Origin of the sequence: Cupriavidus sp. H18C1, assembly GCF_049311595.1 — a bacterium.
Classification (GTDB): domain Bacteria; phylum Pseudomonadota; class Gammaproteobacteria; order Burkholderiales; family Burkholderiaceae; genus Cupriavidus; species Cupriavidus cauae.
The window spans coordinates 210,606-223,006 of sequence record NZ_CP186009.1; the positions used below are offsets into that span (position 1 = coordinate 210,606).

At 68.5% G+C, this 12,401-nt stretch carries 8 protein-coding genes and 3 pseudogenes; 4 read left to right on the forward strand and 7 right to left on the reverse strand.

Annotated features, from left to right (window positions below; translation table 11 throughout):
* Positions 1-119 precede the first annotated feature (119 nt).
* A pseudogene (locus OJJOAM_RS16795) lies at positions 120-980 on the reverse strand (HAMP domain-containing protein); the annotation flags it as partial.
* Positions 977-1,714 carry a response regulator gene (locus tag OJJOAM_RS16800; protein WP_422650463.1) on the reverse strand — a complete coding sequence of 246 codons (738 nt, stop codon included), beginning with the start codon at positions 1,712-1,714 and terminating at the stop codon, positions 977-979. The pseudogene OJJOAM_RS16795 and the gene OJJOAM_RS16800, both read right to left, overlap by 4 nt.
* A 291-nt stretch (positions 1,715-2,005) precedes the next feature.
* Here OJJOAM_RS16800 and OJJOAM_RS16805 point away from each other — a divergent pair, with 291 nt between their 5' ends.
* The 4 genes from OJJOAM_RS16805 (at position 2,006) to OJJOAM_RS16820 (ending at position 6,105) form a co-directional block, all read left to right on the forward strand.
* Positions 2,006-2,602, forward strand: coding sequence for a GbsR/MarR family transcriptional regulator (locus tag OJJOAM_RS16805; protein ID WP_422650464.1), 597 nt, complete (start codon positions 2,006-2,008; stop codon positions 2,600-2,602).
* A 6-nt stretch (positions 2,603-2,608) separates the two neighbouring features.
* The gene (locus OJJOAM_RS16810; RefSeq protein ID WP_422650465.1) at positions 2,609-3,988 is read left to right on the forward strand and encodes a cytochrome ubiquinol oxidase subunit I; all 1,380 of its coding nucleotides are present in this window, start codon (positions 2,609-2,611) and stop codon (positions 3,986-3,988) included.
* Positions 3,985-5,007 (forward strand): cytochrome d ubiquinol oxidase subunit II, encoded by a 1,023-nt coding sequence (locus tag OJJOAM_RS16815; protein ID WP_422650466.1) that lies wholly within the window; start codon positions 3,985-3,987, stop codon positions 5,005-5,007. The genes OJJOAM_RS16810 and OJJOAM_RS16815 overlap by 4 nt, the downstream gene beginning before the upstream one ends.
* Before the next feature lie 150 nt (positions 5,008-5,157).
* Positions 5,158-6,105 carry an oxygenase MpaB family protein gene (locus OJJOAM_RS16820; protein ID WP_422650467.1) on the forward strand — a complete coding sequence of 316 codons (948 nt, stop codon included), beginning with the start codon at positions 5,158-5,160 and terminating at the stop codon, positions 6,103-6,105.
* A gap of 122 nt (positions 6,106-6,227) precedes the next feature.
* On the opposite strand, the gene OJJOAM_RS16825 is transcribed toward OJJOAM_RS16820, so the two are convergent.
* The 5 genes and pseudogenes from OJJOAM_RS16825 to OJJOAM_RS16845 all read right to left on the reverse strand — a co-directional run.
* A complete protein-coding gene (locus tag OJJOAM_RS16825; RefSeq protein ID WP_422650468.1) occupies positions 6,228-7,451 on the reverse strand; it encodes a PepSY-associated TM helix domain-containing protein in 1,224 nt (407 codons plus the stop codon).
* A gap of 157 nt (positions 7,452-7,608) precedes the next feature.
* Complete coding sequence (locus OJJOAM_RS16830; RefSeq protein WP_422650469.1) at positions 7,609-9,252, reverse strand: aldehyde dehydrogenase; 1,644 nt, start codon at positions 9,250-9,252, stop codon at positions 7,609-7,611.
* Positions 9,159-10,031: pseudogene (locus tag OJJOAM_RS16835) on the reverse strand (DMT family transporter); the annotation flags it as partial. The gene OJJOAM_RS16830 and the pseudogene OJJOAM_RS16835, both read right to left, overlap by 94 nt.
* Complete coding sequence (locus OJJOAM_RS16840; RefSeq protein WP_265634775.1) at positions 10,028-11,272, reverse strand: Zn-dependent hydrolase; 1,245 nt, start codon at positions 11,270-11,272, stop codon at positions 10,028-10,030. The pseudogene OJJOAM_RS16835 and the gene OJJOAM_RS16840, both read right to left, overlap by 4 nt.
* Positions 11,273-11,380: 108 nt before the next feature.
* Positions 11,381-12,367, reverse strand: a pseudogene (locus OJJOAM_RS16845) (histone deacetylase family protein); the annotation flags it as partial.
* Between the last annotated feature and the right edge of the window lie 34 nt (positions 12,368-12,401).

Genomic DNA, 12,401 nt, shown 5'->3' on the forward strand with positions numbered 1-12,401 from the left:
TGGTCGACGATCTCCTGGATCAGCTCGTCGAGCCTGACGTCCTGGGTCGGCTCCTGCAGCGCATCGTCGCGCGCGAACTGCAGCGCCCCTTCGACCATCACGCTCATGTCGTCCAGCGTCTTGACCATCGCGTCGCGCAGCTCGGCGTCGTCGATCAGCTCGGCCCGGATGCGCAGCGAGGTCAGCGGGGTGCGCAGGTCATGGCCGATGGCGGCAAACATCTGCGTCCGCCCGTTGACGAAACGGGTCAGGCTCTCCTGCATGTCGTTGAACGCCTGCGTGATCTCGCGCACGCCGCTGAGCCCGTCGGGCGCGGGAAGAATGACGCGCTCGCCGCGGCTGACGCGCTTCGACGCCTCGGTCAGCAGCCGCAGCGGCCGCATGATGCGGCGCCCGAACAGCAGCGCGATGATCGCCGTCGGCAGCATGCCGACCAGCAGCGAAAAGCTCAGGACACGGGACCAGTGCGCGGGGACCATCGTCGGCCAGTGCCGGCTGTGCAGCCAGCGTCCGTTGGGCAACCGGACCTCGACGTCCAGCGCCAGCGCATGCGTCCGGCTGAACGCCCGCTCCAGCCAGTTGCCGCCGCGTTGGCTGCTGCGCTCGGGTTCGGCCTGCTGCAGGCGGACGTGGATCGGCACCTGGTCCGCCACATCGAGCAGGCCGCGCAGCCGCTGCGCCAGCGCGCGCTCCTGCTCGCCCATGCCGTACGGGTCCGGCAACGCGTGCGTGGCGAGCCGGAACGTCGAGTCCGGCAGGCTGATGTCTTCGAGCAAGGCATCGGCATCGGCGGATCGGCCGGCCAGCCGGTAGGCGGACAGGATGCGCGTCTCGATGGTCCGCACCGACAACGGATGGAGCGTGGCATTGTCCGCGCGCCACCACGACAGCGCGACCACGGCGAAGACGTGGGCGGCCAGCATCGCCAGCAGCCACAGGGCCACGAGCTGGCCCGACAGGCTGCGCGGGAACCATTTCATGACGGCAGGACCGAGACCTTGGTCGCGAGCAGATAACCGTCTCCGCGGACGGTCTTCAGCATGCCGGGATGCCGCGGATCGGGTTCCAGCTTCTTGCGCAGGCGGCTGACCTGGCTGTCGATGCTGCGGTCGAACGTCATCGTTCCCGAGCGCTGCGTCATGTCGAGCAGCTGGCTGCGGCTCAGCACGCGGTTGGCGTTCTCGACCAGCGCCCGCAGCAGATGGAACTCGGCGGTGCTGAGCGGCACCTCCTCGTCGCGCGGATTGCGCAGCGCCCGCGTCCTGGTATCGAAGGTCCAGCCGCAGAAGGTGAAGCGGTATTCCCGGGGCGCCGGCACCTCGCCGGGCTCGCGCGCCTCGGGCACGCGGTTGCGGCGCAGCACGCTGCGGATGCGGGCCACCAGCTCCCGCGGATCGAAGGGCTTGACCACATAGTCGGCCGCGCCGATCTCCAGGCCGGCAATCCGGTCGGCCTGCTCGGTCATCGCGGTCAGCAGGATGACCGGCGTTCCCACATGCTCGGACACGTAGCGACACAGCGACAGCCCGTCTTCGCCGGGCAGCATGATGTCCAGGATGATCAGGCTGTAGCGGCGCTCTTCCAGCCGCTGGCGCATCGCCTTGCCGTCGGCCACGGCCTCTACGTCGAAATCGAAGCGCCTGATGTATGTAGACAACGGATCACGTATGTCCTTGTGGTCGTCGACAATCAGGATCCTGGGACGGGGGTCCATTCTGCTCACACTGCTATCAATAAACGAGAATCGTTATCGCATTCTACAGTGAGGAGGGCCACCGCTCGGCCCTGCCTCTCCCGGTCTGCCACTGGCGGTCTGCCACTTCAGCGTCAGGCCGATGCCCAGGGTCGCGCTGCCGGCGGGGACGCTTGAGCGCCGTGCGAGCGCCATGCGAGCGCCGTGCCAGCGACGTGCGACAAGCGGTCGCACACCGGCCACCTCGCTTGCCCCGCCTTGCCATTCCGTTCTAAACTTTCACAAATTCCTGAAAATTCAAAACAGACAAACATGCAACTCTCGCCCCTGATCCAGCGCTTCGTCCTCCATTTCGGCGAAATGGGAAGCCGCTGGGGCATCAACCGTACCGTCGGCCAGATCTACGCGCTGCTGTTCACCGCGCCGCGCCCGCTCAATGCCGACGAGATCGCCGAGTCGCTGGGCTTCTCCCGCTCCAACGTCAGCATCGGGCTGAAGGAACTGGAGTCGTGGAACCTGGTACGGCTTTCGCACCAGCCGGGCGACCGGCGCGAGTATTTCTCGGCGCCGGACGATGTCTGGGCCATTTTCCGGACCCTGGCGGAGGAGCGCCGCCGCCGGGAGATCGACCCCACTTTGTCGATGTTGCGGGAAGTTCAGCTCGAAACGCCGTCCGATCCCGACGACAAGCACGCCCAGCGGCGCATGCAGGAGATGTACGAACTGATCCTGCTGGTGACCGGCTGGTTCAGCGACATGCAGAAGCTGGATGTCGCCACGTTGGAAAAATTGATGCGACTCGGTTCCCGCGTGACTAAGCTGCTGGAAGTGAAGGACAAGCTATCCGGGGCCCTTGGCGGCAAACCCGCCGAAGGCAAGCGCAAGTCGGCTCGCACCAAGAAGGAGTAGTGCCCCATGTTGTCGTCGCTCGACCCGATCGTGCTGGCGCGGATCCAGTTCGCCGCCAATATCACCTTCCACATCCTGTTCCCCACCATCAGCATCGCGCTCGGCTGGGTGCTGCTGTTCTTCAAGCTGCGCTACGGCAAGACCGGCGACGAGCGCTGGATGGCGGCCTACCGCTTCTGGGTCAAGGTATTCGCGCTGACCTTCGCGCTCGGCGTGGTCAGCGGCATCACGATGAGCTTCCAGTTCGGCACCAACTGGCCGGGCTATATGGAGACCGTCGGCAATATCGCCGGGCCGCTGCTGGCGTACGAGGTGCTGACCGCGTTCTTCCTGGAGGCGACCTTCCTCGGCATCATGCTGTTCGGCATGCGCCGGGTCAGCAACCGCACCCATACGATCGCCACGCTGCTGGTGGCCGGCGGCACCACGCTGTCGGCGTTCTGGATCCTGGCGCTGAACTCGTGGATGCAGACGCCGGCCGGCTTCGAGATGATCGACGGCAAGGCCCATGTGGTCAGCTGGCTGCAGGTGATCTTCAACCCGTCGTTCCCGTTCCGCCTGACCCATATGCTGATCGCCTCGGGGCTGACGGTGTCCTTCCTGCTGGCCGGCATCTCCGCCTATCGCTGGCTGCGCAACGACCGCTCGCCGGAGGTCCGCTCGACGATGCGCACCGGCGTGATGGTGGCGGCGGTGCTGATCCCGCTGCAGATCATCGTCGGCGACCTGCACGGCCTCAATACGCTGGAACACCAGCCGGCCAAGATCGCGGCCATGGAGGGCATCTGGACCACGGGCACCAGCGTCCCGGCGGTGCTGTTCGGCTGGCCCAACGCCGTGACGCAGAGCACCGACTGGGAGATCTCGATCCCGAAGCTCGCGTCGTTCTATCTGACCCACACCTTCGACGGCGAGATCAAGGGCATCGACGCTTTTCCCGGCAAGCATCCGCCCGTGGCGCCGGTGTTCTTCGCCTTCCGCATCATGGTCGGCATCGGCATGCTGATGCTGCTGGTCTCCTGGCTGGCGGCCTGGCAATTCAAGCGGCGCGGCGAGCCGTCCCGCGGCGTGGCCCGCATGCTGCTGGCGATGACCTTCTCCGGCTGGATCGCGCTGGTGGCCGGCTGGTATGTCACCGAGATCGGCCGCCAGCCCTACCTGGTCTATGGCGTGCTGACCACCGCCGAGGCGGCCTCGAAGGTGCCGGCGACGATGGTCGCCTCGACCCTGCTGATGTACCTGTCGCTGTATGTGCTGCTGATTGCCGCCTATATCTCGGTGGTGTTCTATCTGGCCCGCCGCGCCGGCACCGATCCGGCCATCGACGAACCGGAAATCGAGACCCCTCAACCCGTCATCGGCGGCAAGCCACGGAGCGCGCAATGACCGACCTGTCCCAACCCGCCGGCTGGATGCCGCTGGTCTTCCTGGCCCTGATGGGGCTGTCGATGCTGATCTACGTGATCCTGGACGGCTACGACCTGGGCGTCGGCGTGCTGCTGCGGCGCGCCGACGACGCCGACAAGGACACGATGATCGCGTCGATCGGCCCCTTCTGGGATGCCAACGAGACCTGGCTGGTGCTCGGCGTCGGCCTGCTGCTGACGGCCTTCCCGATGGCGCACGGCGTGATCCTGACCAATCTGTACCTGCCGGTCGCGCTGATGCTCGCCGGGCTGATCCTGCGCGGCGTCGCCTTCGACTTCCGCGTCAAGGCGCGCGCCCACCACAAGCCGTGGTGGAACTGGGCCTTCTATGGCGGCTCCTTGCTGGCCTCGTTCTCGCAGGGCCTGATGCTGGGCCTCTATATCACCGGCTTCGAATACGGCTGGCTCGACCTGCTGTTCGCGGTGGTGGTGGGCCTGTGCCTGGTGGCCGGCTACTGCCTGCTGGGCGCCAGCTGGCTGATCATGAAGACCACCGGCAGCCTGCAGGCGCGCGCCATCTACTGGGCCCGGCGCAGCCTGTGGCTGACCGGCGTCGGCGTGGCCGCCATCTCGGTGGTGACGCCGCTGGTCAGCGAGCGGATCTTCGACAAGTGGTTCTCGCTGCCGAACATCATCCTGCTGGCGCCGATTCCTCTGATCACGGTGGCACTGTTCGTGATCATCGACCGGCTGCTGCGGCGGATGGGACCGTTGCAGAAGGCGGGCAACGACCGCTGGGCGTGGGTGCCCTTCGTCGGCACCGCGGTGATCTTCCTGATGGCCTTCAACGGCCTGGCCTACAGCCTGTTCCCCTACCTGGTGGTCGACCAGCTCGACATCTGGCAAGCCGCCAGCGCCCCGGAGTCGCTGGCCGTGATCTTGATCGGCGCGGTGATCGTGCTGCCGACCATCCTCGGCTACACGATCTACGCGTACCGCGTGTTCTGGGGCAAGGCCACCGACCTTCGTTACTATTAGGCTGTCTAACCAGCGCCGGAACAGCATTGAAGCGGCATTGAAGCGGCATTGAAACGGCGCTGGAACGGCGCTGGAACGGCGCAGCAGGGGCGCCAGAGCGGCGCTCCCCGGAGCGCCGATCCACTGAAGGCGGCACGAGATCGGGCAGGCATGAAGGGCAGCGAAGGAAGCAGACAGGGGCTGAATGCCGCGGCAACGCGTCCTGGCAGCGTGGTCCGGCGCGTGCGGGAACAGGCCGGCGCGCATGTGCGCGCGCTGACCCGCAGCAACTCCGGCCTGACGCTGGACTACGACAATCCCCCGGGCGACCCGGGCCTGTTCGGGCCCGACGCGGTCTGCTGGCGCGTGCATGGCGACTTTCCGGCGATGCTGGCCGGCGGCGTCAGCGCGCTGCTGATGCAGACCATGCACCCGCTCGCGCTGGCCGGGGTCTGGGACCACTCCAGCTTCCGTACCGATATGCAGGGGCGCCTGGGCCGCACCGCGCAGTTCATCGCCGGCACCACCTATGGCAGCCGCGCCGACGCGATGCGGCTGATCGAACGGGTGCGCCGCATCCACGCCGCCGTGAACGGCACCGCGCCCGACGGCCGGCCTTATGCCGCCAGCGATCCCGCGCTGCTGACCTGGGTCCATGTCGCCGAGGTCTCGAGCTTTCTCGCCGCCTACCTCCGCTATGTCGGCCCGCTGTCCCACGCCGAGCAGGATCGCTATTACGACGAGGTGGCCCTGGTGGCCGAGCTGCTCGGGGCGACCGAGGTGCCGCGCTCGCGCGACCGGATCGCGGCATATCTGGACAGGATGCGTCCGCAATTGCTGGTCACCGAGCGCACCCATGAAGTGGTGCGGCTGGTGATGCAGATGCCGGTGGCCAACCCGCTGCTGGTGCCGGCGGTACGGATCATGGCCGATGCCGGCATCGCACTGCTGCCGGAATGGGTGCGGCGCGAACTGGGGCTGGCCGGGGCGAGCGTCAGCGCGCTGCGGCGCCCGCTGTCGCTGGCCGGCATGCGCGTGCTGGCGCCGACGCTGCGCTGGTCGCTCGGCGGCGGGCTGGCGGCGCGCGCCCGGCGACGGGCCGCCGCGGCGCCGCGCTGAAACCGCCCCTCCCGGATTACGCACCCTACTGCACGGTGGCAATCGATCGCGTTGCCGCGTCCCCCCGCTTACGCCCCTTGCTCCGCCGGGGAATCGATCGCACTTGCCGCATCCCCGCCGACTTACGCTCCCTGCTCCGCGGCAGGAATCGAACGCACTTGCCGCATGTCCGCCGCCACACGCCGGCCCGCCCGCTTGCGGGCCCAGATCACCACGCCCGTCACGCACAGCATGGCCACCACCAGTCCCATCAGCGAAATCAGTACCCGCCCGGGCAGGCCGAGAATGCGGCCGGAATGCAGCGGGAATTGCGCCTGCAGGAACAGATCGCCGGCGCTGCCGGTGCCGGGAAGGCTGCCGCCCGCGGGCGCCAGCGTCTTGCCATCGAAGTACAGCCAGTTGTTGCCCAGGCCCCCGTCGCCATGGTCGTTGCCGGCCTCGAAGAAGCCCACGCCATAGAGGCCGTATGGCGACGAGTAGAAGATGCCGCCGGCCGGTTCGGTCCAGCCGCGGCGCGCGCCTTCCGCGCGGGCCGCGGCGAGGACCTGCTCGCGCGTGACCGCCGGTTCGTGCGGCCGGTCCAGCGGGCGCGGCGTGCGCATGTCGAATTCGTTGGGGCTCAGCGGCGACAGCTTGGCCACCAGCGGCCGCATCACCTGCGTCTCCAGATTCATCGAGATCGACGTCACGGCCAGCAGCAACAGCAGGCCCCACACCCAGACCGCGCCCGAGCGATGCAGGTCGAAGTTCAGCGCATAGCCGCCCTTGCGCCAGCGGAAGGCGAAGGACTTGCGCCATGCGGCACGGCGCGGAAACGACAGCCACAGCGCGATCAGGCAGTCCAGCGCCCACGCCATCGCGATCAGCCCCATGAACCATTTGCCCAGCTCGATGCCCCAGCCGTCGGGGATATGCATCGTGTAGTGCAGCTTGTAGAGGAAGGGCAGCAGGTTCTCGCGCGACAGCGAGACCGCGCCCCACATCCGGCGCGCCTGGATCTCGCCGGTGACCGGGTCGACCGCGATCTGGTTGAAGCCCAGGTCGAAGGGCTTGCCGGTGGCCGGATCGATCCGTCCTTCGACGAACATCGTCAGCGCATGGCCGGGCTCGCGCTCCAGCGGCGTATAGCTGATGCGCAGCCGCGGATCGGCCTGCTCGACGTGGCGCGCCAGCTCCAGCGCCGGCATCGGGGTGCCTTCGGTACGCGCGTGGAACAGCTCGGGATTGAGCCATTCATCGAGTTCGTGATCCCACGAGATGATGGCGCCGGTCACGCCGGAGATGAACAGGAAGATGGCGGCGGCAAGGCCGAACCAGCGGTGCAGCCGGACAAGAAGGGAGCGCATGGGGTCAGAGGGGGGGACATTGTTCCTCTGACATTGACGAACGGCGGCGCGGAACCGGAACCGGGGCCGCAGCCGGAACCGGTTGGACAGGAACCGCGCCCGGGTCCGCCGCCCTGTGCCCCGGGCGCCGTGGACCGCGCGGCGGCGCGGACGAGCACTACGCCAGGCTGATCCAGGTCGTCTTCAGGTCGGTGTACTTGTCCAGCGCATGCAGCGACTTGTCGCGGCCGGAGCCCGACTGCTTGACGCCGCCGAACGGTACCGTGATGTCCCCGTCCATATAGCAGTTGACCCATACCAGCCCCGCCCGCAGCTGCCGGGACACGCGATGCGCGCGCGCCAGGTTCGCGGTCCACAGGCCCGAGCCGAGACCATAGGGTGAGTCGTTGGCCATGCGCAGTGCTTCCTCCTCGGTATCGAACACGGTCACGGCCAGCACCGGCCCGAAGATTTCCTCGCGCACGATCGACAGCGATTGCGCGGGACATTCGAAGATGGTCGGCTGCAGGAAGTAGCCGCCGCTGTCGGCCCGGACACGCTGGCCACCGAGCCGCAGCCGCGCGCCTTCGCGCTGGCCGGCTGCCACATAGGACATCACGCGGTCGAGCTGGCGCGCGTCGACGATCGCGCCCATCGCGGAGGCCGGATCGAGCGGATCGCCGGGCTGCATGTTGGCGGCGCAGGCCTCGAGCTTGGCCATGAAGGCGTCGTAGATGCCGCGCTGCACGTACAGCCGCGAGCCCGCGATGCAGATCTCCCCCTGGTTGTTGAAGATGCCGATCGCCGCGGCCTGCGCGGCGCGGTCCAGGTCGGGGCAATCGTCGAACACGATATGCGGTGACTTGCCGCCGCATTCGAGCCAGACCCGCTTCAGGTTCGACTGCCCCGCATATTCCAGAAAGCGTTTGCCGGTCGCGGTCGAGCCGGTGAAGGCGATGCAGTCCACGTCGGAATGCCGGCCCAGCGCCTGCCCCGCCTGCGCGCCGATCCCCGGCACGACGTTGAACACGCCGGCCGGAATGCCGGCCTCCTCGGCGAGCGCGGCCAGGCGCAGCGCGCTCAAGGGCGACTGCTCCGCCGGCTTGAGCACCACGCTGTTGCCGACCGCCAGCGCGGGGGCGACCTTCCAGCTCGCCATCAGCAGCGGATAGTTCCACGGCACCACGGCCGCCACCACGCCCAGCGGTTCGCGCGTGATGGTCGCCAGCACGTTGGCATCGGTCGGCGCGATCTCGTCGTAGATCTTGTCGATCGCCTCGGCGTACCACGCGTAGGTGCGCGCCGACTCGGGGATGTCGTACAGCAGCGTGTCGGCGATCGGCTTGCCCATGTCCAGCGTTTCGAGCAGTGCCAGTTCCTCGCGATGCTGCTCGATCAGCGCCGCCAGCCGCAGCAGCGTGGCCTTGCGCTCGCGGCGCGGCATGGCCGCCCACACGCCCTGCTCGAATGCCCTGCGCGCGGCGGCGACGGCGCGATCCACGTCGGCCTCGCCGCAGGCGGCCACCTTCGCCAGCACGGTGCCGGTGGCCGGATCGATGCTGTCGAAGGTGGCGCCGTCGGCCGCGTCGGTCCATTTGCCGTCGATATAGGCCTGTCCGCGCAGGCTCGGGACGATCGACTGCGCGCGTTGGCGCCAATAGACCAAGTCGTGAAGCTCACTCGCGAGGGTTGCCTCGAATCCAGGGTAGAAGAAGAAACCGCTGATGCCGCGCGTCCGGGCAGCGTCAGCGACAGCCCGGCGCCGACGATCAGCGCGATGCCGCCCATCGCCAGCGCATCCGGCCAGCGGCCGAACCACCATGCGCTGTAGACCAGCGCCAGCAGCAGATGGCAGTAGTTCAGCGGCGCCAGCGTCGAAGCCGGCGCCCGCTGCAGGGCCAGGATCAGCAGCACCTGCGCCAGCGCGCTCATGAAGCCCATCGCGAGGATCGTCAGCCAGTCGACCAGATCCGGCCACACCACCGGCAGGAAGAACGGCGCCGGCAGGCCGGTGGCGATCATGCAGATGACCGCCGCGAAGCCGTACTGCACGGTTCCATCGACCTTGCCGGCCATGCGCCGGGTCAGCAGCTGCAGCAGCGCGTAGCCGAGCATGGCCGCCACCATCAGCGCCGTGCCGATCCACGACAACTGGCCGCCGGGGCGCACGATCAACAGCATGCCGGCGAATCCCGTTGCCACCGCCAGCCACTGGCGCGCCCCGACGCGCTCGGCCAGCAGCCACGGCGACAGCGCCACCACGACCAGCGGCGCCATGAAATAGATCGCGGTGGCTTCGGCCAGCGGCATCCACAACAGCGCGGTCATGAAGCAGGTGCCCATGACTGCCAGCATCAGCCCGCGCAACACCAGCAGGCCGCGATGGGGCGTGCGCCAGAAGCGCAGCCGGCCCGCGTTCGCCAGCATCGCGATGGCGACGGTGCAGGTGGCGGCATAACGCACCGCATTGAGGAAGGGCGCCGGATAGCGCCCCACCAGATGCTTGGCGGTCGCGTCGACCGTGGCGAACAGCATCACCACGCACAGGAACAGCAGGCCCCCGCGCCACCAGCCGCTGTCGCGGCCCAGGGCGGCGTTCACGTGCCGGCCCGCGCCACCATCGCGCCGAGCAGCACGTTGGCGCCGGCTTCAAGATGCTCGGGCTTGGCGTCCTCGATCTCGTTATGGCTGATGCCGTCCTTGCAGGGCACGAAGATCATCGCGGTGGGCGCGACGCCGGCCATGTAGACCGCGTCGTGGCCGGCGCCGGTGACGATGTCCTGATGCCGGTAGCCGCGCGCCTGCGCTTCATTGCGCACGTGGGCGATCAGCTCCGGGTCGAACGGCGTCGGCGCGAAATACTGCACGTCGCGCACATCGACCTCCAGCGGCGTGCCGGTGGTGGTACCGGCGGCCAGCGCGGCGCAGGCCGCGCGAAAGCGTGCGTCCATCTCGGCGAGGCGCGCCGCGTCCTCGTGGCGCAGGTCCACGGTGAAGGTCACGGCGCCGGGAATCACGTTGCGCGAGGCCGGATGGGCATTGACCACGCCGACGGTGCCGCGACCATGCGGCGCGAAATCGTTGGCGATGCGCACCACCTCCTGCATCAGGAAGGTGGCGCCATACAGCGCATCGCGCCGCAGCGGCATCGGCGTGGGTCCCGCATGGGCCTCCATGCCGGTCACGGTCACGTCGTACCAACGCAGGCCCAGCGAGCCGGTCACCACGCCGATCACGTTGTCGGCGGCTTCGAGGATCGGGCCCTGTTCGATATGGGCCTCGAAATAGGCTCCGACCTGGCGCCCGCCGACCTCCGCGGTGCCGGCATAGCCGATCGCCCGCAGTTCGTCCTCGACGCGCTTGCCGTCGCGATCGGTGGCGTCCAGCGCGGTCTTCAACGGGAAGATGCCGGCGAACACGCCCGAGCCCATCATCACCGGCACGAAGCGCGTGCCTTCCTCGTTGGTCCAGATCGCGACCTCGATCGGCGCCTCGGTCTGGATGCCGCGATCGTTGAGGGTACGCACCACCTCCAGCCCGGCCAGCACGCCGAAGCAGCCGTCGAACTTGCCGCCGGTCGGCTGCGTGTCGATATGGCTGCCGGTCATCACCGGCGGCAGCGCGTCGTTGCGGCCGGCGCGCCGGCCGAAGATATTGCCGACCTTGTCCACCGTCACCGTCAGGCCGGCCTCGCGCATCCAGCCGGTCACCAGGTCGCGCCCCTGCCCGTCCAGTGCGGTCAGCGCCAGCCGCGCGTTGCCGCCCTTGGGCGTCGCGCCGATGCGCGCCAGCGCCATCAGCGATTCCCACAGCCGCTGGCCGTCGATCTTCAGTGTCGTCATCGTGCTCTCCTTGGAAGCGGGGCTCAGGCCATCGCGGGGGGCGAAGCCCGACAGGAAGGCGTCCAGCGCGTGGCCGATGGCGTCGACCTCGTAGCCGCCCTCCTGCACCACGACCGTCGGCACGCCCAGCGCGTGGATGCGCTCGCCGATGCCGCGGTAGCCGTCCATGCCGACGGCCAGCACGCTGATGGGGTCGTCCACATAGGTATCGAAGCCCAGCGACAGCACCAGCGCCTGCGGCCGGTAGTCGCGCAGCGCGTCGAGCGCGCTGTCGAGCGCCGCCAGGAAGCCGGCGTCGCCCGTGCCGTGCGGCAGCGGGAAGTTCAGGTTGTAGCCGTAGCCCGCGCCGTAGCCGCGTTCGTTGGCATAGCCGGTATAGAAGGGGTAGTAGCCCGCGGGATCGGCATGCAGCGAGATCGTCATCACGTCCGAGCGCTGGTAGAAGATCTGCTGCGTGCCGTCGCCGTGATGCGCGTCGACGTCGAGCACCGCCACCTTGCCGAAGCGCTTGAGCAGACCCTGCGCGGCGATCGCGGCGTTGTTGACGTAGCAGAAGCCGCCGGCGCGGTCGCTGTGCGCGTGATGACCGGAGGGCCGGCACAGCGCGTAGGCCATGCCGCCATCCCCGTGCTCGCAGACGTAGTCCGCCGCGGCCACCGCGCTGTGGGCCGAACGCAGGATCGACCGCCAGCTGTGCGGGCCGAGCGGGCAGCTCAGGTCGCCGAGGTAATAGCCGGCCTGCGCGATCACCGAGTCGGTGGGGCAATCGGGCCGGCGGCTCTGGTCGAGCTTGCCGTTGTGGTACGGCGACAGGTTGGGCAGCACCTCGATGCCCGGTTCGAAGCCAGGGCGCGCCAGCGCCTGCCAGCGTTCGTAGGCCTCGCACAGGAAATCGAGATAGGCCGCGCTGTGTACCGTTTCCAGCGGCGCACGGCCGTAGTCCGGCGCGACGGCCAGATCGATGCCGCGCGCGGCGAGCGTGGCCTGCAGCGCGGCGGCGCGTGCGGGCACGTCGGTCGGCTCGCACAGCCTGCCCGCGCGCATGAACTGGCGCGGCTGATGGAGCAACTGGTCATCCGAGAAGAAGGCACGCATATCGTAGGGTGTAGGTTTTCGGGCGGCGGTCGTG